Source organism: Pseudomonas sp. P1_C12, from assembly GCF_056406435.1.
Map to the genome: position 1 here is coordinate 197,137 of NZ_JBFUAE010000001.1, position 24,846 is coordinate 221,982.

The 24,846-nt window shown below is 61.5% G+C and carries 21 protein-coding genes; 13 read left to right on the forward strand and 8 right to left on the reverse strand.

Going from position 1 to position 24,846, the window contains the following annotated elements; genetic code table 11:
• Positions 1-38: 38 nt before the first annotated feature.
• The 3 genes from AC1D19_RS00900 to AC1D19_RS00910 all read right to left on the reverse strand — a co-directional run bounded on the left by AC1D19_RS00900 (position 39) and on the right by AC1D19_RS00910 (position 2,432).
• Positions 39-314: a hypothetical protein gene (locus AC1D19_RS00900; RefSeq protein WP_477762017.1), complete on the reverse strand. Its 276-nt coding sequence runs from the start codon at positions 312-314 to the stop codon at positions 39-41.
• A gap of 110 nt (positions 315-424) precedes the next feature.
• Positions 425-1,726: an ATP-binding protein gene (locus tag AC1D19_RS00905; protein ID WP_477762018.1), complete on the reverse strand. Its 1,302-nt coding sequence runs from the start codon at positions 1,724-1,726 to the stop codon at positions 425-427.
• A gap of 4 nt (positions 1,727-1,730) precedes the next feature.
• Complete coding sequence (locus AC1D19_RS00910) at positions 1,731-2,432, reverse strand: response regulator (RefSeq protein ID WP_007970971.1); 702 nt, start codon at positions 2,430-2,432, stop codon at positions 1,731-1,733.
• Between the two features lie 293 nt (positions 2,433-2,725).
• Here AC1D19_RS00910 and AC1D19_RS00915 point away from each other — a divergent pair, with 293 nt between their 5' ends.
• The 10 genes from AC1D19_RS00915 to AC1D19_RS00960 all read left to right on the forward strand — a co-directional run bounded on the left by AC1D19_RS00915 (position 2,726) and on the right by AC1D19_RS00960 (position 14,875).
• Complete coding sequence (locus AC1D19_RS00915) at positions 2,726-3,883, forward strand: efflux RND transporter periplasmic adaptor subunit (RefSeq protein WP_477762019.1); 1,158 nt, start codon at positions 2,726-2,728, stop codon at positions 3,881-3,883.
• 15 nt (positions 3,884-3,898) lie between these two features.
• Positions 3,899-6,985 carry a multidrug efflux RND transporter permease subunit gene (locus AC1D19_RS00920; RefSeq protein WP_477762020.1) on the forward strand — a complete coding sequence of 1,029 codons (3,087 nt, stop codon included), beginning with the start codon at positions 3,899-3,901 and terminating at the stop codon, positions 6,983-6,985.
• A gap of 179 nt (positions 6,986-7,164) precedes the next feature.
• Positions 7,165-7,806, forward strand: coding sequence for a DUF1345 domain-containing protein (locus tag AC1D19_RS00925; RefSeq protein ID WP_477762021.1), 642 nt, complete (start codon positions 7,165-7,167; stop codon positions 7,804-7,806).
• Between the two features lie 76 nt (positions 7,807-7,882).
• Positions 7,883-8,722 carry an AraC family transcriptional regulator gene (locus AC1D19_RS00930; protein ID WP_477762022.1) on the forward strand — a complete coding sequence of 280 codons (840 nt, stop codon included), beginning with the start codon at positions 7,883-7,885 and terminating at the stop codon, positions 8,720-8,722.
• A 52-nt stretch (positions 8,723-8,774) separates the two neighbouring features.
• Positions 8,775-9,383, forward strand: a complete 609-nt coding sequence (locus AC1D19_RS00935) for a LysE family translocator (protein WP_477754678.1) — start codon at positions 8,775-8,777, stop codon at positions 9,381-9,383.
• A gap of 140 nt (positions 9,384-9,523) precedes the next feature.
• Positions 9,524-10,549: a LacI family DNA-binding transcriptional regulator gene (locus AC1D19_RS00940; protein ID WP_477754677.1), complete on the forward strand. Its 1,026-nt coding sequence runs from the start codon at positions 9,524-9,526 to the stop codon at positions 10,547-10,549.
• 163 nt (positions 10,550-10,712) lie between these two features.
• Positions 10,713-11,495 (forward strand): sugar phosphate isomerase/epimerase family protein, encoded by a 783-nt coding sequence (locus AC1D19_RS00945; RefSeq protein WP_477754676.1) that lies wholly within the window; start codon positions 10,713-10,715, stop codon positions 11,493-11,495.
• On the forward strand, positions 11,488-12,474 hold the full coding sequence (locus AC1D19_RS00950) for a sugar kinase (RefSeq protein ID WP_477762023.1): 987 nt from the start codon (positions 11,488-11,490) through the stop codon (positions 12,472-12,474). The genes AC1D19_RS00945 and AC1D19_RS00950 overlap by 8 nt, the downstream gene beginning before the upstream one ends.
• Positions 12,475-12,577: 103 nt before the next feature.
• A complete protein-coding gene (locus tag AC1D19_RS00955) occupies positions 12,578-13,876 on the forward strand; it encodes an MFS transporter (protein WP_477762024.1) in 1,299 nt (432 codons plus the stop codon).
• Positions 13,877-13,897: 21 nt separating this feature from the next.
• Positions 13,898-14,875, forward strand: a complete 978-nt coding sequence (locus AC1D19_RS00960) for a 2-hydroxyacid dehydrogenase (RefSeq protein WP_477762337.1) — start codon at positions 13,898-13,900, stop codon at positions 14,873-14,875.
• A 116-nt stretch (positions 14,876-14,991) separates the two neighbouring features.
• On the opposite strand, the gene AC1D19_RS00965 is transcribed toward AC1D19_RS00960, so the two are convergent.
• The 3 genes from AC1D19_RS00965 to AC1D19_RS00975 form a co-directional block, all read right to left on the reverse strand.
• Entirely contained in the window at positions 14,992-16,179 is a 1,188-nt protein-coding gene (locus AC1D19_RS00965; protein ID WP_477762025.1) for a pyridoxal phosphate-dependent aminotransferase, read from the reverse strand.
• Positions 16,180-16,267: 88 nt separating this feature from the next.
• A complete protein-coding gene (locus tag AC1D19_RS00970) occupies positions 16,268-17,410 on the reverse strand; it encodes a glycerate kinase (protein WP_477762026.1) in 1,143 nt (380 codons plus the stop codon).
• Between the two features lie 197 nt (positions 17,411-17,607).
• A complete protein-coding gene (locus AC1D19_RS00975) occupies positions 17,608-18,732 on the reverse strand; it encodes a sugar diacid recognition domain-containing protein (RefSeq protein WP_477762027.1) in 1,125 nt (374 codons plus the stop codon).
• 170 nt (positions 18,733-18,902) lie between these two features.
• Between AC1D19_RS00975 and AC1D19_RS00980 the strand changes: the two genes are divergently transcribed.
• From AC1D19_RS00980 to rarD, 3 genes are all read left to right on the forward strand, one after another.
• Positions 18,903-20,213 carry an MFS transporter gene (locus AC1D19_RS00980; protein WP_477760642.1) on the forward strand — a complete coding sequence of 437 codons (1,311 nt, stop codon included), beginning with the start codon at positions 18,903-18,905 and terminating at the stop codon, positions 20,211-20,213.
• Between the two features lie 156 nt (positions 20,214-20,369).
• On the forward strand, positions 20,370-21,383 hold the full coding sequence (locus AC1D19_RS00985; RefSeq protein WP_477762028.1) for an aldo/keto reductase: 1,014 nt from the start codon (positions 20,370-20,372) through the stop codon (positions 21,381-21,383).
• 192 nt (positions 21,384-21,575) lie between these two features.
• Positions 21,576-22,463, forward strand: coding sequence for an EamA family transporter RarD (gene rarD / locus AC1D19_RS00990; RefSeq protein WP_477762029.1), 888 nt, complete (start codon positions 21,576-21,578; stop codon positions 22,461-22,463).
• A 53-nt stretch (positions 22,464-22,516) separates the two neighbouring features.
• On the opposite strand, the gene hppD is transcribed toward rarD, so the two are convergent.
• Both hppD and AC1D19_RS01000 read right to left on the reverse strand, forming a co-directional pair.
• Positions 22,517-23,593, reverse strand: coding sequence for a 4-hydroxyphenylpyruvate dioxygenase (gene hppD, locus AC1D19_RS00995; protein ID WP_095966635.1), 1,077 nt, complete (start codon positions 23,591-23,593; stop codon positions 22,517-22,519).
• A 251-nt stretch (positions 23,594-23,844) separates the two neighbouring features.
• Positions 23,845-24,789, reverse strand: coding sequence for a DMT family transporter (locus AC1D19_RS01000; RefSeq protein WP_477762030.1), 945 nt, complete (start codon positions 24,787-24,789; stop codon positions 23,845-23,847).
• Between the last annotated feature and the right edge of the window lie 57 nt (positions 24,790-24,846).

Here is a 24,846-nt window from a genome sequence, read left to right on the forward strand (position 1 = left end):
ACAATGGCTTGCGGGATCGAAAAAGACCCCGCAAGCCATCAAGTTGTCCAGATATCGACGCCCGCCCTCTCAAGGTCGTGTGCCCTCGGCAGTTCTCCGTCAGCCCCCTTCGTCATCGTATATTTCACTGCATCGCCAACAAGAAAACAGGCGCGACCCTCTGCGGTGATGTTGGGTCCAATCCTGATCGCCAATCTGCTATAGCCGCCATCGGGCAGGACCATCGCGAATTTTGTCGACACACTCTCGACTTTGACGTCCCGGATTGCACTGATCGTGCCTCGCCCGCTGATTTTTATTGTTGGCGCGTTCATTCTTCTCCTCCAGCCTACCACCTTCTCTTGAGGTCGCAGACCAATGAAACGCGCAAGCGCAGCGTCTTGCTACTGTCAAACCTGACAGATGTTGCTGCCGCTCGTCGTAATCAAGCCGAAATCGGCAACCACAAACGAAACCGCGCCCCGCCCAGCGGCGAGGCTTCCACCGTCAGCGTGCCACCCTGCGCCTCCAGTGCGCGGCGGCTGATCGCCAGCCCCAGACCAAATCCGCCAGTGGCGCGGTCGCGGCTGCGGTCGAGGCGGTAGAACGGTTCGAAGATCCGCTCACGCTCGTCATCCGGAATGCCGATGCCGTCATCGTCGACCCAGATCTCACAGCCGCCGGCATACACCTGCACACCGATCTGGATTCGTTTTTCGCAATAGCGCATGGCGTTGCGCAGCAGGTTTTGCAGGGCACGGGCGGTCAGGCGCGGGTCCAGGCTGAAGCGTTCGAGCTGGCCGTGCAGCAGCACGTCGATGACGATTTCCGGGGATTCCAGCTCTTCATCGACGCTACCAAGGATGCTGTCGATGAACTCATCCAGCGACACTTCGACCTGCTCCGGCAGTTGCGCCGGGTTTTGCAGGCGACTGTAGGACAGCAACTCCAGCACCAATTCATCGAGTTCCCGAATGTGCGCCACCAGGCTTTGCAGGCGCTCGCGGCTGGCCGCCGGCAAGTCGTCGGACAGCGCCAGCGCCAGGCCGAAATCCAGGCGGGTCAATGGCGTACGCAACTCGTGGGACACCGCATTGAGCAAGTCCCGCTGCTGGTTGAGCAGGTTCTCGATGTCGCCGGCCATGGTGTCGAACACACTGGCCAGGCTGCCGATGTTGGAACTAGGGGAGATTTGCGTGCGCTCGCCCAGGTGGCCCTTGCCAAAGCGCTCGGCCGCACCCTTGAGGCGCTCCAGGTCACGCCAGTGCGGGCGCAGCCACAGCAACAGGCAGGCGAGCATGGTCGCGCCGATCAGTACGTTGATGCTCCAGTACAACAGGTTGACGTCCAGCGGGTCCGGCGGCACCACCATTTGCACCACGGTGCGCTCGTTCAGCGGTGCGACCGCCAGCGTGCGCCAGCCCCAGTCTCCGACGCGCACGACGTTCTCGCCGCGGCGCAAGCGCTGCTGTTCATCAGGCGTCAGGCTGCTGTCGTCATTGCCACTGAGCACGATGTGCAGTGGATTGAAGTCCTTGTCCATTTCAGCCGCCAGGGCTGTCCACTGCTCGGCCGGTGCTGCGTGAAACTGTTTGACGATCAGCGTTTGCAACCCGCGGGAGTAATCGAGGTTGTAGGTGACAAAGCGCTCGTGGAACACCTTGACCACCAGATCCGGCACCAGATAGATCGCCGCACTGAATGAAACGATGGTCACCAGGTACAAACGAAAGAGGATTCTGAACATCGGCTCAGCATTCCCATTCGGAACGGCTGAACAAGTACCCCTTGCCCCACACGGTCTTGATCTTGCGCGCCTCGCCGGCGTGGTCGTCGAATTTGCGCCGCAACTTGGAAATCGCTACGTCCACCGAACGGTCGGTGCCGTTGAACTCGATGCCGCGCAGGCGTTGCAGGATCTGGTCGCGACTCAACACCTCACCGGCATGCCGGGCCAGCACCACCAGCAGGTTGTACTCACCGCTGGACAGGTCCACCAATTGCTCGCGCCAGGTCACGGTGCGTTCGGACAAATCGATGCACAGGTTGCCCATCAGAATGCGGTCATTGGCGGTCTGCGGCTCGCTGAGGCTGCTGCGGCGCAACAAGGTTCGCACCCGGGCCAGCAGCACCCGCGGCTCACAGGGTTTGGTGACGTAGTCGTCGGCCCCCATTTCCAGGCCCAGGACCTGGTCGTGGCTGTCGTCGCGGGCGGTGAGCATCAGGATCGGCAGGGTCGCCGAATCGGCGCGCAGCAGGCGACAGACTTGCAAGCCGTCAAGGCCAGGCAGCATCAGGTCGAGGATCACCAGGTCCGGCGGATTGAGCCGCGCACGTTCGCGCACATGGTCACCACGACCGATCACGCTGACGGAATAACCGTTGCGCTCCAGGTAGCTGGCAATCAGTTCGGCGAGGGCGGTGTCGTCTTCGACCAGGAGGATGTTGGGCATGGGGTGTTTCCAGAAAGAGCCGTGGCACCTGTTCCGGCCTCTTCGCGGGCAAGCCCGCTCCCACAGGGATTTGAGGTGAACACAAAGGATATGAACACCACCGACCACTGTGGGAGCGGGCTTGCCCGCGAAGGCGGCCTGACAGGTGCAATAAAATTCAAGGACTGAAGGATATACGCCCTCACTCGTCTCTGAGTAAAACCCTTACACAATTTCACACAGCACCAACAAAGCTTCACCGCTACCCTCGCCTGCGCCCAGTAGGATGCTGGGAGTCTTTATTGGGGTATTACATGTCAAAGAATCTGCTTGCCAGGCTCAGTCTGATTGCTCTGGCGTTGACACTGGGTGCGTGCGACAAGGCCTCGAACGCCGAGGAACAGGCGCCGCTGGCCACGGTTCGCATCGAGACCATCGAAGCGCAACCACTGACCATCAGCAGCGAACTGAGCGGACGGATTGCCGCACCGCGCATGGCCGAAGTGCGTGCCCGCGTGGCGGGCGTGGTCCTGCAGCGGACCTTCCGTGAAGGCAGTGACGTGAAACAGGGCGATGTGTTGTTCCGCATCGACCCGGCGCCATTCAAGGCTGACCTGGACAGCGCCGAAGCGGCGTTGCGCAAGGCCGAGGCCAACGCGTTCCAGGCCAGATTGCAGGAACAGCGCTACGCCCAGTTGATCGACGACAAGGCCATCAGCGGTCAGGACTACGACAACGCCCGGGCCAACGCACGGCAGACCGCCGCCGACGTCGCCGCCAACAAGGCGGCGGTGGAGCGCGCCCGGTTGAACCTCGGTTATGCCACAGTCACGGCGCCGATTTCCGGGCGTATCGGTCGCGCGCTGGTCACCGAAGGCGCGCTGGTCGGGCAGAACGAAACCACGCCGCTGGCGCTGATTCAGCAACTGAACCCGATTCACGCCGACCTGACCCAGTCCACCCGTGAACTCAACGAGCTGCGCCGCGCCTTCCGTTCCGGCCAGTTGCAGCAGGTCGGCCAGGACCAGGCCAAGGCCACGCTGATTCAGGATGACGGCAGCCTCTACCCGCTGCCGGGCAAAATGCTGTTCAGCGACATCAGCGTCGACCCGGGCACCGGCCAGATCATTCTGCGCAGTGAGTTCCCCAACCCCGACCTTGACTTGTTGCCCGGCAGTTTCGTGCGCGTACGCCTGGAACAAGCGGTCAACCGGCAGGGCATCAGCGTGCCGCAACGGGCCATCCAGCGCGACAGCGCCGGCATCGCTCAGGTGCTGCTGCTCGACGGCGAACAGCGGGTCGGCCAGCAACCGGTCGAACTGGGCGCCGTGCAGAACGATCGCTGGATCGTCACCGGCGGCCTGAAAGCAGGCGACCGCATCGTCATCGAGGGCCTGCAGCACGCCCGCGTCGGCGAGAAAGTGCAGATCGACGACACCCCTCTTCCACTTGCCCAGGTGACTGGTCAGTAAGCAGGACGCTTTTTTATGCCGCAGTTCTTTATCGACCGCCCGGTGTTCGCCTGGGTGGTTGCCCTGTTCATCCTGCTGGCCGGTGCGCTGGCCATTCCACAACTGCCGGTGGCGCAATACCCCGATGTCGCACCGCCACAAATCGAAATCTACGCCGTGTACCCGGGCGCTTCGGCGCAAACCGTGGACGAGAGCGTGGTCAGCCTGATCGAGGAAGAGCTCAACGGCGCCGATCACCTGTTGTATTTCGAATCCCAGAGCAGCCTCGGCAGCGCGACCATCAAGGCCACCTTCCAGCCGGGCACCAACCCGGAATTGGCTCAGGTCGATGTGCAGAACCGCCTGAAAGCCGTGGAGTCACGCCTGCCGCAAGCGGTGATCCAGCAAGGTTTGCAGGTGGAGAAAGTCTCCTCCGGTTTCCTGCTGTTGATCACCCTCACCTCCAGCGACGGCAAACTCGACGACGTGGCGCTCAGCGATTACCTGGCGCGCAACGTGATGAACGAGGTCAAGCGTCTGGACGGCGTCGGCAAGGCGCAGCTGTACGGCGCCGAACGGGCGATGCGGATCTGGATCGACCCGCAGAAACTGCTCGCCTTCAACCTGACACCGGCGGACGTCAACACCGCCATCGTCGCGCAAAACGCCCAGGTGTCGGCGGGCAGCATCGGCGATCTGCCGACCCGCACCACCCAGGAAATCACCGCAACCATTCTGGTCAAGGGTCAGTTGTCGACCCCCGAAGAGTTTGCCGACATCGTCCTCAAGGCCAATGCGGACGGCTCGACCGTGCGCATCAGCGATGTGGCGCGGGTCGAGATCGGTAGCCAGGAATATCAGTTTTCCACGCGCCTGAACGGCAAGCCGTCCACCGCCGTCGCCGTGCAGTTGTCGCCCGGTGCCAACGCCCTGAACACCGCGACCCTGGTGCGGGCGAAGATGGATGAGCTGTCGCGCTACTTCCCGGCGAACGTCGAATACAAGATCCCGTACGACACCTCGCCCTTCGTCAAAGTCTCGATCACCAAGGTCGTCTACACCCTCGGCGAGGCGATGTTGCTGGTGTTCGCGGTGATGTTCCTGTTCCTGCAAAACATCCGCTACACACTGATTCCGACGTTGGTAGTGCCGGTGGCGCTGATGGGCACCTTTGCAACGATGCTGGCGCTTGGATTTTCGATCAACGTGCTGACCATGTTCGGCATGGTGCTGGCCATCGGCATTCTGGTGGACGATGCCATCGTGGTGGTGGAGAACGTCGAGCGGATCATGACCACCGAGGGCTTGTCACCCAAGGAAGCCACGCGCAAGGCCATGCGGCAGATCACCGGGGCCATCATCGGCATCACCCTGGTGCTGGTCGCGGTGTTCATTCCGATGGCGTTCATGCAGGGCTCGGTCGGAGTGATCTACCAGCAGTTCTCGCTGTCGATGGCCACGTCCATCCTGTTCTCGGCGTTCCTCGCCCTGACCTTGACCCCGGCCCTGTGCGCGACGTTGCTCAAGCCGATTGCCAAAGGCGAACACCACGAAAAGACCGGCTTCTTTGGCTGGTTCAACCGCCGCTTCGAGCAACTGACCGAACGCTATCAGGGCTGGGTGGCCTACGCGTTGAAACGCACCGGGCGCTACCTGCTGATCTACGGCGTGCTGCTGATCGGTCTGGGCCTGGCCTTCAGTCGCTTGCCCTCCTCGTTCCTGCCGGTGGAAGACCAGGGTTACACCATCACCGACATCCAGTTGCCACCGGGCGCGAGCAAGAACCGCACGGTACAGGTGGCCGAACAGGTTGAAGCGCACAACGCCGGGGAACAGGGCATTCGTGACAGCGTGGTGATTCTCGGATTCAGCTTCTCCGGCAGCGGGCAAAATGCGGCGCTGGCGTTCAGCACGCTCAAAGACTGGTCCGAGCGTGGCAGCGACGATTCGGCCAGCTCGATTGCCGACCGGGCCAACGTTGCCCTCAGCCAGATCAAGGACGCGGTGACATTTGCCGTACTGCCACCGCCCGTGGATGGCCTGGGTACATCCAGCGGATTCGAATTTCGCCTGCAGGATCGCGGCGGCCTCGGTCATGAGAAGTTGATGAAGGCTCGCACCGACCTACTCGCGGCGGCCGAAAAAAGCCCGATTCTGATGAACGTGCGCGAAAGCGCCCTGGCCGAGGCACCGCAGGTGCAACTGATCGTCGACCGCAAGCAGGCCAACGCGCTGGGTGTGTCCTTTGCCGACGTCGGCAACGTGCTGTCCACGGCCGTGGGCTCGGCCTACATCAACGACTTTCCCAATCAGGGGCGGATGCAGCGCGTCGTGGTGCAGGCCGAGGGCGACCAGCGCAGTCAGGTGGCTGACCTGCTGAAGATTCACGTGCGTAACACCCACGAAAAAATGGTGCCGTTGTCGGCCTTCGTGCAGGCCAAGTGGACTCAGGGCCCGGCGCAGTTGACCCGCTACAACGGCTACCCGGCGATCAGCATTTCCGGTGAACCGACCCCGGGCCACAGCACCGGTGAGGCCATGGCCGAGATCGAGCGGCTGGTGGCGCAAGGTCCGGCGGGCCTGGGCCAGGAATGGACCGGGTTGTCGTTGCAGGAACGGTTGTCCGGCAGCCAGGCACCGATCCTGCTTGGGCTGTCGCTGTTGATCGTGTTCCTGTGCCTGGCGGCGTTGTACGAGAGCTGGTCGATCCCGACCTCGGTGCTGCTGGTGGTGCCGCTGGGTGTGCTCGGCGCGGTGCTCGCGGTAACCTTGCGCGGGATGCCCAACGATGTGTTCTTCAAGGTCGGGCTGATCACCATCATCGGCCTGTCGGCAAAGAACGCGATCCTGATCATCGAGTTCGCCAAGAGCCTGTACGACGAAGGCCACGACCTGATCGATGCAACCCTGCAAGCGGCACGCCTGCGGTTGCGGCCGATTGTCATGACCTCACTGGCGTTCATTCTTGGCGTGGTGCCGCTGGCGTTGGCCACCGGCGCCAGTTCGGCGAGCCAGCAAGCCATCGGCACCGGGGTGATCGGCGGGATGATCACGGCGACCCTGGCCGTGGTGTTCGTGCCGGTGTTTTTTGTGGTGGTGATGAAGTTGGTGCGCAAGCGCTAACCCACACACCCGCATTGTAGGAGCTGGCTTGCCAGCGAAGACGGTGTGTCAGTCAACAGGGATGTTGAATGAGATGGCCTCTTCGCTGGCAAGCCAGCTCCTACAAGGGGCTTCATTGATTTCAAGAATGTGGTCACCTGGGCTAAGGTGTTGGCAAAGCCCCAACCCGTCGAGCCTCCATGATCTTCCTCGCGCGCACCCACCCTCGCCTGTCCGCCGCCATCCTGCTGGGCATCGCGGTGGGCTTTCTGGCTCCGGCCGATTCGCCAATCAGCAAGATCCTCATCGGCTGGAATGCCGGCGTCTGGATCTACCTGCTGCTGATGTTCTGGCTCACCGTGCGTTCGAAAGCGCCTGATGTGAAACGCATCGCCGAAATCGAAGACGAAAACGCCGGGATGGTGCTCGCGCTGGTATGCATTGCGGCACTGGCCAGCCTGGCGACCATCACCTTCGAACTGGCCGGCAGCAAAGACCTGGAAACCACGCGCAAGCTGATGCATTACGGTTTCACCGCCCTGACCGTCATCGGTTCATGGCTGCTGATCGGGGTCATCTTCAGCCTGCATTACGCCAGGCTGTATTACATCTGGGACGGCAAGGAACCGGCGCTGCGTTTTGCCGAAGGGCTGACGACCCCCAACTACTGGGACTTCCTGTACTTCTCGTTCACCATCGGCGTGGCGGTGCAAACCTCGGATGTCGGCGTCGCCACCCGGGGCATGCGCAAGATCGTGCTGGCGCAGTCGTTGATCGGTTTTCTGTTCAATACCGCCATTCTCGGGTTCACGATCAACATCGCCGCCGGCCTGTTCGGCTGATGACTGCACAAACGTTCTAGGCATGACCCTCGGCCGAGGCGTTAAATAGCCCGGAAAACCGTTTCGCAGGTACCCCATGAGCGCTCACAACTGGATCGACCTGGCCCAGGATGCCGACACCGGCATCGAGACCCTGCGCGCGCATTTCGAAGGCCACGCCTACGACCCGCACTGGCACGACAGTTATCTGGTGGGCGTCACCGAACAAGGGGTCCAGCAATTCAATTGCCGACGGGCCAGGCACCAGAGCACGCCGGGCAAGGTGTTTCTGCTCGAGCCCGGTGACATCCATGACGGTGAAGCGCCGACCGCCGACGGTTTCACCTACCGCATGCTGTACCTCGACCCGCAGTGGTTGCAGCGCGAACTCAGCGCCGTGTTCGACCATGCCCCCGACAACAGCCAGCTGAGCTTCGCCGCCACCCTGGCCAGCGATGCGCGCCTGGCCCAGGCCACCAGCCTGGCGTTTGAAACCCTGCATCGCGGTGAACTGAAGATCGTCCGCCAGTCCGCCCTCGACGGTTTGCTCGAACGCCTGACCAGCCATTTGCACTGGCGCGCCCGCGATGGCCAGGACCCGCGTCTGCCGCGAGTGGCACAGAAAGCCCGGGAATACCTGCATGCCAACGCGCAATACGACATCGGCCTCGATCAACTGGCCGCCGTCACAGGCGTCGATCGCTTTCGCCTGACCCGCGCGTTCAAGGCTGCCTATGGCATGGCGCCCCACGCGTATCTGGTGCAACTCCGCCTGGCCACCGCCCGCCGCCTGCTGGCCCGTGGCGAACAACCGGCGGCGGTGGCAATGGCGCTGGGCTTTGCCGATCAGAGCCATCTGGGGCGCTGGTTCATGCGCGCCTACGGCCTGACGCCGGCGCTGTACCGCAAGCGCTGCTCAAATCTTCCAGACAGATAAGCCCGGGATTGTGAAGATCGACTTCACTGATCTTCACCGGAGTTAGCCCGCGATGCTGCCCTCGTTCCCGACTTTGTTGCCTTTCCTGCTGTTTGCCTTCGTAGCCTCGATCACCCCCGGCCCGACCAATATTCTGGTGCTGAGCAACAGCGCTCGATACGGGTGGGTCGCGGCTGTGCCGATCATCGTCGGCGCCTGTGCCAGCGCGGCGACCCTTGTGTGGCTGGTGGGTACGGGGGTCGGGTCATCATTGACTGCGTGGCCCGTGGTGCAAAACGTCATGCAATGGGCCGGTGTGGCGTGGCTGAGCTATCTGGCCTGGCAGATTTACAGCGCCCCGACAACGGCCATTGCCGCCAGCCATAGCCAGGCGCGCCTCGGATGGAGGGGGGCCGCCAGCCTGCAACTGATCAACCCGAAAACCTGGATGATGGCGCTGGCGGTGGTCAGTGTATTTGCCGGGGCTGGCGATCATCACGCCGTGCAAGTGATGTATTTGTCGCTGGTGTTTTTTCTGGTTTCCCTGCCATGCCTCGCGGTCTGGGCGCTGCTCGGTGCCGGTTCAAGCCGCTGGTTGCGCTCACCCCGTGCCATGCAACGCTTCAATCGCTGCATGGGCCTGTTATTGCTGGGTTCTGCGTGGTTGAGCGTGTTGGCCTGAGCGCCACTTGTCGGTGATTGTTCGACAAAAAACCATCCGGGGCTTGACGGCGAATTGACTTTTGGTGTCTTCTGAAACCGGTTTCAGTGCGATCTCACGAAGCACTCGACCTTATAAATCCAATAAGAAGGTTTCAGACCGTGAATGATTTCTCCGCCGCCCAGCGCAGCCGCGTGACCATGCTCGACGTGGCCGAACACGCCAAGGTCTCCAAGGCCAGCGTTTCGCGGTTCATTGGCGATGATCGCGCTCTGCTCTCCGATGCCATTGCCCAGCGCATCGAACAGGCAATTGCCGAACTCGGCTATCGCCCGAACCAGATGGCCCGCGGCCTGAAACGCGGGCGCACCCGCCTGATTGGCATGCTGGTGGCCGACATCCGCAACCCTTATTCAATTGCCGTGATGCACGGGGTGGAAACCGCCTGCCGTCAGCACGGCTATAGCCTGGTGGTGTGCAACACCGACCGCGACGACGAGCAGGAGCGCCAGCACCTGGCCCTGCTGCGCTCGTACAACATCGAAGGCCTGATCGTGAACACCCTCGGTCATCACCGTGATCAATTGCACGAACTGCACCGGGAAATGCCCCTGGTACTGGTGGATCGCAAGGTCGAGCACCTCGAAAGCGATATGGTCGGGCTGAACAACCCTGCGGCGGTCGAGATGGCCCTCGCCCATCTTCAAGAGCGCGGTTATCGCGATGTGTTGCTGGTCACCGAGCCGTTCGACGGCACCAGTTCGCGAATCGAGCGGGTCACCAGCTTCAAGGCGCAAATAGAGCAACGCCCGGCGCTTCGCGGCACGCACATCGAAACCGGCAGCGAACTGACCGCCCAACTGAAAACCTTCCTCGACACGCCTGGCCCCGGCCCGAAAGCGCTGTTCTGCGCCAACGGGATCGCGGCGCTGGCCAGCACCCATGCGTTGCGTGAACTCCAGTGCAACCTGTTCGATGATGTGGGGTTGATCGCCCTCGATGACCTGGATTGGTACCCGTTGGTGGGCAGCGGCATTACCGCCCTCGCTCAGCCGACCACCGAGATGGGCGCCAGCGCGTTTGAGTGTCTGCTCAAGCGGCTGCGCGGGGATGACGGGGCGGTGCGGACGCTGGATTTTTCGGCGCGGCTGGTTGTTAGAGGGTCGACCCTTGGAAATTTTCGTTGAATGTTCCGGCGCCATCGCGAGCAGGCTCGCTCCTACAATGGGCCAGTATTCACAAATCTACTGTAGGAGCGGGCTTGCCCGCGAAGGGGCCCCGAAGAACAGCACAAATTCACAGCCATTTTTTTTGAACAAAAATGAAACCGGTTTCAGAGGTATAAAAACAATGAACAGACCAGCCGTTTCCATCAGCCTTTCCAGCTACGGTGCCGACCTTGTGCGTCAACGCGGCCAGGGCAGCTTCATCGAGATTCTCGCCGCCGCCGGCGCCACGCGCATTGAGTGGCGTGAAGAATTACTGACCATCGAGGACCCCGCTCAACTGGCCGATGCCACTCAAGCAGAAGGCCTGCAGAGCGTGTATTCATCACCAATGGAGCTATGGCTGGCCGGACAATCCAGGCCCAACCCCGAACTGATCACGGCCCTGCAACGCGCCCAGGCGTTCGGCGCCAAATGGCTGAAAGTGTCGTTGGGTTATTTCACCGACAACAGCGATCTGCAAACCCTCGCCCGGGTGCTGGGCGAGAGCGCCGTGCAGTTGCTGGTGGAAAACGACCAGACCCTGCACGGCGGCCGCATTGAACCCTTCCAGCGTTTTTTCGCGGACGTCGAGCAGCACGAGCTGCCGATCAAAATGACCTTCGATATCGGCAATTGGCACTGGCAGGACCAGTCCGCCGCCAGCGCCGCGCGGTTGCTCGGTCGTCACGTCGGTTATGTGCACTGCAAAGCGGTCACGCGTCGTGCCGACGGCAAACTGGTGGCCATCGCGCCCGCCGTCAGTGACTTGCAACAGTGGGAACACCTGCTGCAGCACATGGCCCAGGGCGTTATGCGGGCCGCGGAATATCCGCTGCAAGGCGATGACCTGGTGCAACTGACCACCGAGCACGTCGCTGCCCTCGCCCACCTCGGCCAATCGCAGCTGGAGAGTGCTCATGTCTGAGATCGATATTCTGTCCTTCGGCGAGACAATGGCGATGTTCGTCGCCGAGCAGGCGGGTGATCTGGCCAGCGTCGGCGCTTTTCACAAACGCATTGCCGGGGCTGACAGCAATGTCGCCATTGGCCTTTCCCGACTGGGCTTCAACGTGGCATGGCTGAGCCGTGTCGGTGCCGACTCGCTGGGCCGGTTCGTGGTCGACACCCTGGAAAAAGAAGGCCTGGATTGCCGCCACGTCGATATCGACACCGCCCACCCGACCGGTTTTCAACTCAAGTCCCGCACCGACGATGGCAGCGATCCGGTGGTCGAGTACTTCCGCCGTGGTTCGGCGGCCAGTCACCTGTCGCCGCACTCGATCGTGCCCCAATTGCTCAAGGCCCGACACCTGCACGCCACCGGCATTCCCCCGGCGCTGTCGGAGTCGGCGCGGCAGATGTCGTTCGAATTGATGACCCGCATGCGCGAGGCCGGGTGCAGTGTGTCCTTCGACCCGAACCTGCGCCCGAGCCTGTGGGCCAGCGAGCAACAAATGATCACCGAGATCAACCGCCTCGCTGCCCTCGCCCATTGGGTGCTGCCGGGGTTGAGCGAAGGTCGCTTGCTGACCGGTTTCGAAGATCCGGCCGACATCGCCGCCTTCTACCTTGACCAAGGCGCCGAAGCCGTGGCGATCAAACTTGGCCCGCACGGTGCTTACTACCGCACACAATTTGATCAAGGTTTCGTGGCTGGGGTGCCGGTGGAAACTGTGGTCGATACGGTGGGTGCCGGCGATGGGTTTGCCGTCGGCATGATCAGCGCGCTGTTGGAAAACCAAAGCGTTGTCGAGGCCGTGCAACGCGCCAACTGGATTGGCAGCCGTGCGGTGCAGAGCCGGGGGGATATGGAGGGGTTGCCGATCCGATCCGAAATGGTCAGCGAATTTGAGGCCGCCATCGCGAGCAAGCTCGCTCCTACAGAGGATTTGTGTCGAACGTAGATCCAACGTAGGAGCGAGCCTGCTCGCGATGAGGCCAGCACAGTCACTGAAGATTCAAACCGTTACCTGCTGCGACAAAAACAACAAGCTCAGGAGCACCACCATGAAAACCGCAACGCTCGCCACCCGCCGCTGGTGGTACATCATGCCCATCGTGTTCATCACCTATAGCCTGGCGTATCTGGATCGCGCCAACTATGGGTTCGCCGCCGCGTCCGGCATGGCGTCGGACCTGATGATCACACCAGGCCTGTCGTCGATGCTCGGCGCGCTGTTCTTCCTCGGCTACTTTTTCTTCCAGGTACCCGGCGCGATCTATGCGCAGAAACACAGCGTGAAGAAGCTGATTTTCGTCAGTCTGATCCTCTGGGGCGGCCTGGCGACGTTGACCGGGATCGTCTCCAACGCCTACTGGCTGATCGTCATCCGCTTCATGCTCGGCGTGGTCGAAGCCGCAGTGATGCCGGCGATGCTGATCTATCTGTGCCACTGGTTCACCCGCGCCGAACGCTCGCGGGCCAACACCTTCCTGATCCTCGGCAACCCGGTGACCATGCTCTGGATGTCGGTGGTCTCGGGCTATCTGGTGCAGCACTACAGCTGGCGCTGGATGTTCATCGTCGAAGGTTTGCCAGCGGTATTGTGGGCATTCATCTGGTGGCGTCTGGCCGATGATCGTCCGTCACAAGCCAAGTGGCTCAACGACCAGGAAAAGCAGGATCTGGAAAGCGCACTGGCCGCCGAACAGGTCGGCATCAAGGCCGTGAAGAACTACGCCGAAGCGTTCCGCTCACCCAAAGTGATCATCCTGGCCCTGCAGTTTTTCTGCTGGAGCATTGGCGTGTACGGTTTCGTGTTGTGGCTGCCATCGATCCTCAAGGCCGGCGCGCAAATGGACATGATTCAGGCCGGCTGGCTGTCGGCGCTGCCGTACCTGGCGGCGGTGATCGGCATGCTGCTGGTGTCCTGGGGTTCGGACAAGCTGCAAAAACGTAAACGTTTCGTCTGGCCGCCACTGCTGATTGCCTCGATTGCCTTCTATGGTTCCTACGCCTTGGGTGCCGAACACTTCTGGTGGTCCTACACCCTGCTGGTGATTGCCGGCGCCTGCATGTACGCGCCTTACGGACCGTTCTTCGCAATCATTCCGGAGATCCTCCCGGCCAACGTCGCGGGCGGCGCCATGGCGCTGATCAACAGCATGGGCGCCCTCGGTTCCTTTGGCGGTTCCTATCTGGTCGGTTACCTGAACAGCTCCACCGGCTCGCCCGGCGCGTCGTACCTGCTGATGAGCGGCGCCTTGATGCTCTCGGTGGTGCTGACCATTTTCCTCAAGCCCGGCGCCAGCGATCGGGAGCGGCCCACGGCTACCGTAGCCCGCACCGCCACAGCCCATTCCTGAATTGATGTCGAGATGAACACCATGAAAAAGCAGGTCGTCCTGTACAAGAAACTCTCGCCGCTGCTGATGGCTCGCCTGCACGAGCAGACCGAAGTGACGCTGATCGACAACCTCGACAGCGCAGGCCTGGCCAAGCTGCGCGATGCCCTGCCCCGCGCCCACGGTTTGCTGGGTGCCAGCCTGAAACTGGATGCCGAACTGCTCGATCTGGCACCCAACCTTCAAGCCATTGCCAGCGTCTCGGTGGGTGTCGATAACTACGACATCGACTACCTGAGCGAGCGGCGCATCCTGCTCAGCAACACGCCGGATGTATTGACAGAAACCACCGCCGACACTGGTTTCGCGCTGATCCTGGCAACGGCCCGGCGCGTAGTGGAATTGGCAAACATGATTCGCGAAGGCAATTGGACCCGCAACATCGGCCCCACGCATTTCGGCAGCGACGTGCACGGTAAAACCCTGGGCATCATTGGCATGGGGCGCATTGGCGAGGCGCTGGCCCAGCGCGGGCATTTCGGGTTTGGCATGCCGGTGATTTATCACAGCCAGTCACCGAAACCAGCGGTGGAACAGCGGTTCAATGCGCACTATCGAAGCCTGCCGGAGCTATTGCAACAGGCCGATTTCGTTTGCCTGACGTTGCCGCTGACCGCGCAAACCGAAGGGCTGATTGGCGCAGAACAGTTCGCCCTGATGCGTCCCGAGACCATCTTCATCAATATTTCACGGGGTAAAGTGGTGGACGAAGCAGCACTGATTGAAGCCTTGCGTGCGGGCCGGATTCGCGCGGCGGGGCTGGACGTATTCGAACGCGAACCATTGAATCAGGACTCGCCGTTGTTGCAGTTGAACAACGTGGTGGCGACACCGCACATCGGCTCGGCCACCCATGAAACACGGGAGGCCATGGCCAGATGCGCGGTGGACAACCTGTTGGCGGCGCTGGCGGGTGAACGGCCTGTGAACTTGGTGAATCCTGGGGTTTGGAAAAGCTGAAGATCAAAAGATCGCAGCCTGCGGCAGTTCCTACATGGACCGGGTTCACTGCAGTTTTGTGGATGGACATCAATCCTGTAGGAGCTGCCGCAGGCTGCGATCTTTTGCTGTGGCGATCAGGCCCGCCGCGCCTCCAGCAAATTCGTCGCACACAAAGCAATCCGCCGGCATGCATCAGCCAGCTTCATCTGATCCACTACCAACCCGATCCGGATATGCCCCGCCGCACTCGGCCCGAACGCTTCTCCGGCCAGCACCGAGACGCCATAGCCCTCCAGCAATCGCTCGGCGAAGCGCTGGGCCGACAACCCGGTCTGGCGTACATCGACCATCACGAACATCCCGCCATCCGGGCGAATCGGCCTGAGGCCCGGACATTGGCCCAGACTTGCGCACACCAGGTCACGGCGCTGGCGATACTCTTCGCGCATCATCGCCACTTCCGGCAAGTCTTCATCCAGCGCCAATTGCGCAGCGTTCTGCACGAAATCCGGAATGCCGAACAACATGCTCAGCGACAAATTGACCAGGTGCCCGGCCATGGGTTTCGGCCCGATCACCCAGCCCACCCGCCAGCCGCTCATGGCGTGGGACTTGGACAGGCTGTTGATCGTCGCCGTCCGTTCGGCCATGCCCGGCAGGCTCGCGGGGCTGATGTGCTCGCCCTCGTACAGCAGATCGCTGTAGACCTCATCGCTGATCAGCCACAAATCATGACGAATGCACAACGCTGCCAGCTCCTGCCAGATCGGCAACGACAGACTGGCGCCGGATGGATTGTTCGGACTGTTGAGCAGGATGGCGCGTGTTTTTGGCGTGATCCGTGCCGCGACATCCGCCGGGTCGACGCGAAACCCGTTCTGCGGACGCACTGGCACCGGGACCACCGTTGCCGCACAAGCGCCGATCACGCCTTCATAGGTGACGTACATCGGTTCGGCGACAATCACTTCATCGCCCGGATCGAGCAGGCATTGCGCCACCGAATACACCGCGCACTGCGCGCCCGGAAAGACGATCACATGCTCGCTATCCACCGGCTGACCGCTGCGTTGCCGATGTCGGCGGGCAATGCTGTCGCGCAGCCCCCGACTGCCGCGCACTTCAGGATAGTGCGTATCACCGGCCAACAGGCTGGCGATGGCCGCCTGGACGATGGGTTGTGGCGTATCGAAGTCCGGGTCGCCAATTGACAGCAGCAGGACATCGACGCCCTGTTCGCGCAATTGCAGCGCTCGATCGTGAATCTGCCAGGCCGCCGCTCCGTCACCGGCGATTCGTTGGGTCAAGGCTGAATAGCGCATGTCTGTCTCCTGTCGCGCGGGTGCTCCCAGCCACAACCCTATCTCAAATCACGAAGCGCGCCACCATGGCGTTCAAAACATGGATGAGTCAGTGCTTGCGAACGGCCATCCGCCATACGCGAGCGATATCGGTCGCCCGCTCACGCAGCAAGCGCGGCGCCTCGGCACAGGCCTGGTCCAGGGTCATCGGCCCGCTCGCCAGGGCAAACGCAGCATCGATGCCGTGCTCATAGAGCGCCTGATAACCGTCGCCCAGAGTGCCGGCGATGACGATGACCGGCACGCCTTGCTGGCTGGCGACACGCGCCACACCAAACGGCGTCTTGCCGCGCAGGGTTTGCGCATCGAAACGCCCTTCCCCGGTGATCACCAGATCGGCACCTGCAACCGCCTCGGCCAGGCCCACGAGTTCGGCGACCACCTCGACCCCGGCCTTGAACTGCGCGCCCAGAAACGCTTTGGCGGCAAACCCCAGGCCACCCGCCGCGCCACTGCCCGGCTCGTCCCGAACGTCGATGTTCAAGGCTGTCGCGCAATGGTCGGCAAAGTGCCCCAGCGCCAGGTCCAGTTGCTCGACCTGCGCCGGCGAGGCACCTTTTTGCGGGCCGAAAATCGCCGAAGCGCCGTGGGGGCCGCACAACGGGTTGTTGACGTCGGCGGCAATGTCGAAGCGTACCTGTGCCAGACGCGGATCCATGTCGCTCAGGTCGACGCGGGCCAATTGCGCAAGGGCGAGGCCGCCCGGTGACAACGTCTGCCCCCGGGCGTCCAGCAGTTTCACACCCAGGGCCTGCATGGCACCGGCACCGCCGTCATTGGTCGCACTGCCGCCAATCGCCAGGATCACCCGTTGCGCACCGGCATCCAGTGCGGCGCGGATCAATTGCCCGGTACCGAAGGTGCTACTGATGCACGCATCCCGTTGCGCCACCGGGACCAACTGCAAACCGCTGGCCTCGGCCATTTCGATGATCGCGGTGTGGCTCTGCGGCAACCAGCCCCAGGCGGCATCCACCGTTGTTCCCAGTGGCCCGCGAACCACGGTGCGGCGCTGTTCGCCTTCACATGCGGCAAGAATCGACTCGACAGTCCCTTCCCCGCCGTCGGCCATCGGGCATTTGATCAGCTGGGCATCAGGCCAGACTTGCGCCAATCCCAATGCAATGGCGTCGACCACGCCTTGAGCGCTGAGGCTGTCCTTGAACGAATCGGGGGCGATCACGATTTTCATGGGAATTCTCCAGTTCCAATGTCCACATGCTGCCAGCCGCCTTGAACAATAACGCCGGTCCGCTGCACAAGCGGCGATGAGGATTATTGTTCATTTCCACAAAACCGGCATTCACACCTCCCCTGTAGGAGCTGCCGAAGGCTGCGATCTTTTGATCCTGCTTTTTAAAATCAAAAGATCGCAGCCTTCGGCAGCTCCTACAGGGGGCCTGCGTCGGTTTGCGGGAGGAGTTGCACGCCCAGATACAACGCCAGCATGCCGTCCAGGCGCAACGGATCAACCCCGCTCAGTTCGGCAATCCGCTCCATCCGGTAACGCAGGCTGTTGCGATGGATGCCCAACGCATCGGCGCAAGCCTGGCTCTGGCCATCGTGTTCGCACCAGCTGCGCAGGGTCGCGAGCAACTGACCGTTACTGTCCTTGGCAATGACCTTGCGCAGTGGGTTGAGCAGTTCGTCGAGGGCGTCGTCGTTGCGATGGCGCCAGAGCATCACCGGCAGCCGATAGCGGTTCAGCGTCAGCAATCGGGAGCGCGGCAGCACTTCGCGTCCATAGGCCAGCAAGTCACCGACCCGACGATAGCAGCGGCGCAACCCTGCCAGACCGTCGGCTTGCCCACCCACGGCGATACGCAGGATGTTCCAGCCAAGGCCATCGAGCTTGTCCAGCAAGCGCGCGTTCTCGACCGACTGGCTGGCCGGCCGGCACCAGAGCAATGAAGTTTTGGCCGAGCTCACGCACCAACTGTCGGGGTGACGGCTGGTCAACCAGGCACTGAGTGCCTCGACGGTTTGCCCTGGAGCGTGTTCCAGGCCGAGCTCGAACAAGTACGGCACCCGGGTCATTTGTGGCTTGAGGCCCAACTGCTGCGCTTCATCGACCAGTCGCGGAGCATCCCCGGCTTCGCTCAGCAGCAGCGCCAGCAGATCATCGCAGCGCTGGCGCCGCCATTGCTGTTCGGCCTGCTGGTTACGCTGGCCCACCAGCATCTCGGCGGTCATGCGCACCAGCTCGGCGTAGGTGCGCAGTTGCTCGGGTTCGCCGGTGATGCCCAGCACGCCGATCAGGCGCTGGTCCAGCATCAGCGGCAGGTTGATGCCCGGCTGCACGCCCTTGAGATGAATCGCCGTCTGCGCATCGATCTCCACCACGCGACCGTTGGCCAGCACCAGTTGCGCGCCTTCATGCCGGGTGTTGACCCGCTCCGGCTCGCCGCTGCCCAGGATCAAGCCCTGGCTGTCCATGACGTTGACGTTGTACGGCAGGATAGCCATCGCCCGGTCGACGATGTCCTGGGCCAGGTCGTGATCGAGTTCGAACATGCAAGTGATCCTTGAAGACGGTGATGGAACGGGTTGTTCACCCGCACAGGCCTTGGTTGCAAACCCTGTGCTCAGGCACAAAGACAGCCACCCTGAGGGTGGTCGAGACTCTCTTGGCGATCAACGTTACCCTTTGCATCGCAAAAAATCATAATAAAGAGAGAGCCGCCATGACACAGAGCGCCGTAGCGTCCGACGCCATCGCTGACGACAAAAACGCCGTCTACAAGCGCATCACCCTGCGTTTGATCCCCTTCATTTTCATCTGCTACCTGTTCAACTACCTCGACCGGGTCAACGTTGGGTTTGCCAAACTGCAGATGCTCGACGCGCTGAAGTTCAGCGAGACCGTGTACGGTCTCGGCGCAGGCATTTTCTTTATCGGTTACGTGCTGTGCGGTGTGCCAAGCAACCTGGCGCTGACCAAATTCGGCCCGCGGCGCTGGATTGCGCTGATGATGATCACCTGGGGAAGCCTGTCGACCTGCCTGCTGTTCGTCACCACGCCGACCGAGTTCTATACCCTGCGCCTGTTCACCGGCGCGGCCGAAGCCGGGTTCTTCCCGGGCGTAGTGCTGTATCTCTCGCAGTGGTTCCCGACCTTCCGCCGTGGCCGCATCATGGCGCTGTTCATGTCGGCGATCCCGGTATCCGGCCTGCTCGGCAGTCCGTTCTCCGGCTGGATTCTCAACCACTTCGGCGCCGGCCAGGGCGGTCTGGCCGGCTGGCAGTGGATGTTCCTGCTGCAAGGCATTCCGACCGTGATCCTCGGTGCACTGGCTTATTTCATGCTCAGCGACAGCTACGCCAACGCCAAGTGGCTGACCCCGTTCGAGCGTTCGGTACTGGAAGCCGACCACGCTATCGATCTGGCCAACAAACCGAAAAGCACGTCCGATTCGCTGCTGGCGGTATTCAAGAACCCGGCGATCTGGGCCTTCGGCCTGATCTACTTCTGCATCCAGAGTGGCGTCTACGCGATCAACTTCTGGTTGCCGTCGATCATCAAGAACCTGGGCTTCAGCGACAACCTGGTAATCGGTTGGTTGAGCGCGATTCCGTACCTGCTGGCCGCCGTTTTCATGCTGATGGTCGGCCGTTCGGCGGACCTGCGCAAAGAACGCCGCTGGCATTTGGTAGTGCCGATGTTGATGGCCGCGCTGGGACTGCTGATTGCGGTGAACTTCGCCGCCAACCCGGCCATCGCGATTCTCGGTCTGACCATCGCCACCATGGGCGCCCTCACCGGCCTGCCGATGTTCTGGCCGGTGCCGACGGCCCTGCTCAGTGCCGGCGCCGCGGCTGGCGGCCTGGCGCTGATCAACTCGATGGGACAGATGGCCGGCTTCCTCAGCCCGTACCTGGTGGGTTGGGTCAAGGACAGCACCGGTTCGACCGATGCGGCGCTATATCTGCTGGCGGGCGTGATTGTCTGCGGCAGTCTGTTGGCGTTGCGCATGACCCGCACGCTGCGCGCCTAAGCAGCGAAGATCAAAAGATCGCAGCCTGCGGCAGCTCCTACACAGCAATGACATGCAGCCTGTAGGAGCAGCCGCAGGCTGCGATCTTTTTCGTTTGCCATGTCCAACAATTTTGGTATCTGATTGAGCCTTTCCCACTGGTAAAAGGATTTGCTCATGAGCTACCGCACGCTGGGTCATTCGGGTCTGCAAGTGTCCACCCTGACCCTGGGCACCATGATGTTCGGCGAACAGACCAACGCCGAAGATTCCCTGCGAATCATCGACAAGGCCTGGGACCAGGGCATCAATTTCATCGACACCGCCGACGTCTACACCAACGGCCGTTCCGAAGAGATCGTCGGCGAAGCCATCGCCAGCCGCCGCCATGAATGGGTGCTGGCGACCAAGGTCGGCTTCGGCCCCGTGGACGGCGTCCCCAACCGCAGCGGCCTGAGCCGAAAACACCTGTTCAACGGCATCGATGCCAGCCTGACGCGCCTGGGCACCGATTACCTCGACATCTATTACCTGCATCGCGAAGACCACAACACGCCGCTGGAAGTCACGATCTCGGCCATCGGCGACTTGATTCGCCAAGGCAAAATCCGCTATTGGGGCCTGTCGAACTACCGTGGCTGGCGCATCGCCGAAGTCATTCGCGTGGCCGACAAACTTGGCGTTGACCGGCCGGTGATCAGCCAGCCACTGTACAACATCGTCAACCGCCAGGCTGAATCCGAGCAGATCACGGCGGCGCAAAACTACGGTCTGGGCGTGGTGCCTTACAGCCCGCTGGCGCGCGGGGTGCTCAGCGGCAAATACGCGCCTGATGTGAAACCGGACGCCGACAGCCGTGCCGGACGTCAGGATAAACGCATCCTGGAAACAGAATGGCGCGTCGAATCCCTGCGTATCGCTCAGCAAATCCAGCAATACACCCAGGAACGCGGCGTCGGCATCGTCGAGTTCGCGATTGCCTGGGTGCTGAACAACAGCGCCGTGACCTCGGCCATTGTCGGGCCGCGTACCGAAGCGCAGTGGGACGCCTACACTAAGGCGCAAGCGGTGAAGATCACGGCCGAGGATGAGGCGTTCATCGATTCGCTGGTGACGCCGGGGCATGCGTCGACACCGGGGTTCAATGATATGAGCCATTTTGTGTCGGGGCGTACACCGCACACCAACTGATAAAACCGCACCCTCCGTAGGAGCTGGCTTGCCAGCGAAGGCGCCATCTCAGACAACCCTTCGCTGACTGGAAGACCGCTTTCACTGGCAAGCCAGCTCCTACGGAGGCGAGTGTTGATCAGTTGGTCAGTAATCACCGCAAAAACCACGTATCCTCCGCCCCCGTTTCACCTTCAACCTTGCGAGGACAGCTTGTCTAAAGGTATCGCTCTATCGGTTTCAGCCTCGGTGCTGTTTGCCGTCATGTATTACTACACGTCGCTGCTCACCCCCTTGAGCGGCGTGGAAATCTTCGGTTGGCGCATGCTGCTGACCGTCCCGTGCATGACCGTGTTCATGGCGGTGTCCGGGGAGTGGAAGCGCGTGCTGGAGATCGTTCGACGCGCCATTGCCAACCCGAAACTGATGGGCGCGCTGATCGCCTCCTCTGCCCTGCTCGGCGTGCAATTGTGGCTGTTCATGTGGGCGCCGCTGAACGGCTACAGCCTCGACGTGTCACTCGGCTATTTCCTGTTGCCGCTGACCATGGTCTTGACCGGGCGGATCGCCTACGGCGAACGCCTGTCCTACCTGCAAAAAGTTGCCGTGGTATTCGCCTGCCTGGGCGTGATCAACGAGGTATATCGGGTCGGTGGTTTTTCCTGGGCGACCTTGCTGGTCTGCATTGGCTATCCGACCTACTTCATCCTGCGCAAACGGCTGGCGGCGGACAACCTCGGCGGGTTATGGCTGGACATGGCATTGACGCTGCCGGTGGCGTTCTGGTTCGTTCAGAGCGGCGCGCAAGGTTTCGGTGTGTTTGACCAGCATCCCTGGTTGTCGCTGTTGATCCCGCTGCTCGGCGTGATCAGCGCGTCGGCGCTGGTGGTCTACATCATTGCCAGTCGCCTGCTGCCGTTCAGCCTGTTCGGCCTGTTGAGCTACGTCGAACCGGTGTTGCTGCTGGGCGTGGCGCTGCTGTTGGGAGAGAGCATCAAGGCCGGCGAATGGCTGACCTACATCCCGATCTGGATGGCCGTGCTGGTGCTGGTGTTTGAAGGGTTCAAGCATCTGACGCGGCACAGGCGCAAACCGATGTAGCTGAAAGAAAAAAGCCCGATCATCTGATCGGGCTTTTTTACAACCGCTACGGTTTAGTCCGTGGAGAGAACACCACGACGCACCTGGTCACGCTCGATGGATTCGAACAGTGCCTTGAAGTTGCCTTCGCCGAAACCATCGTCGCCCTTGCGCTGGATGAATTCGAAGAACACCGGCCCCATCAGGGTTTCCGAGAAGATCTGCAACAGCAGGCGCTTGTCGCCCGACTCGGACGAACCGTCCAGCAAAATGCCCCGCGCTTGCAGTTCACCGACCGGCTCGCCGTGGTTCGGCAGACGGCCTTCGAGCATCTCGTAGTAGGTCTCCGGCGGCGCGGTCATGAAGCGCATGCCGATGCTTTTCAGGTGGTCCCAGGTCTTGATCAAGTCATCGGACAGGAACGCAACGTGCTGGATGCCTTCGCCGTTGAACTGCATCAGGAACTCTTCGATCTGCCCGGCGCCCTTGGACGATTCTTCGTTCAACGGAATGCGGATCATGCCATCGGGTGCGGTCATGGCCTTGGAGGTCAGGCCGGTGTATTCACCCTTGATGTCGAAGTAACGGATTTCGCGGAAGTTGAACAGCTTCTCGTAGAAGTTGGCCCAGTAGGCCATGCGACCGCGATACACGTTGTGGGTCAGGTGATCGATGATTTTCAGGCCGGCGCCAACCGGGTGACGGTCCACGCCTTCGATGAACACGAAATCGATGTCGTAGATCGAACTGCCCTCGCCGAAACGGTCGATCAGGTACAGCGGCGCGCCACCGATGCCTTTGATCGCCGGCAGGTTCAGCTCCATCGGGCCGGTTTCAATGTGGATCGGCTGGGCGCCGAGTTCCAGGGCGCGCTTGTAGGCCTTTTGCGAATCCTTGACGCGAAACGCCATGCCGCACACCGACGGACCGTGCTCGGCCGCGAAGTACGAGGCCACGCTGTGGGGTTCGTTGTTGAGGATCAGGTTGATCGCGCCCTGGCGATACAGGTGCACGTCCTTGGAACGGTGGGTCGCCACCTTGGTGAAGCCCATGATCTCGAAGATCGGCTCCAGGGTGTTCGGGGTCGGCGATGCGAGCTCGATGAATTCAAAGCCCATCAGGCCCATTGGGTTTTCGTATAGATCTGCCATGGTCGGCGCCTCATCATTTTTTTATCAATTAACAAAGGTTAGTTGTAAGCAATGCTGAGACTGGCGGGTGGCGCACAGGAGATGCCCCGCACACTGCGGGCGAGAAAGTCACCGTAGATCAGTTGAAACCCGAATATCTTCATTGTCGACCCAAGGCTCTTGCGGGCGAGGCTTCTGCTGCCAGAAGACGATTATTATTGTATGCGTAAACCGATTCTACACAGCGTAAATCAATTTGTCCGCCTTCTGTATCAAATCCCCTTTTTCCCTGCTCGTGCAAGGGGTTTATTGCACAGGAAAATCCCCGCCAGAATCAGCCCGCCGCCCAGACACATGGCCAGCGTCAGCGGCTCACCCAGCAGCAGCGCGCCAAGGACTACCGCCGTCAGTGGGTTCAAGGCAATGAACACCCCGGAACGCGTCGCGCCGATTTTGCGGATGCCTTCGTAATAGCCGATATAGGCCAGCGCCGAACCCAGCACGCCCAGGTACAAAAGGCTCAACCATTGCTGCGCACCCAGCTGGCTGATCGCGGCGACACTCACCTCGCCGCGGACGATGCTAGTCATCCAGAGCATGCCGGTGCCGAGCAAAATCGAATAGGTCACTGTTTGCACCGGTCCCAGGGTCTGGTTCAGCTCTCTGGAGAACAGCGAGTAGACTCCCCAGCCGAGGACACAGCCAAAAATCAGCAGATCGCCGAGCCAGGCGTCGGCACCGCCGGCCAATAATTGCGGGTTGCGACTGATGATCACCATGCTGGCGCCCGCCATGCAGATCGCAATACCCACGACTTTTGCCTTGTTCAAACGCTCCTTGAACAGCAGCCAGGAGGCCAGCCCGATCACGGCCGGATTCAGTGCCACGATCAAGGATGCCCGTGAAGCATTGATGTAGTGCAGGCCGTAAAAGAAGCACAGGTTGTAAAAAAAAATCCCGAAAAAGCCAAGCAAAAGCAATTGCAGCCATTGCCGGGCGCTAGGCCGAACCATCGGTATCCGCGCCATGCGCACAAACATCAGCAACGCCACGCTGGCCAGTAGAAACCGCAGGCTGGCCGCCAGCAGTGGGTTGAGGCTATCGGCCAGATAGCGTCCGGCAACGAAGGTGCCACCCCACACCATGGTGACCGCCGCCAGTTTCAGATACACCGGCAGATCCGAGGGTTTTGACAGCGCTTGCTCGCAGATCGTCATTAGATTCCAGGACCGGATATTGGAGAGATGACGTATCATTTGACTAATACCCAGTCA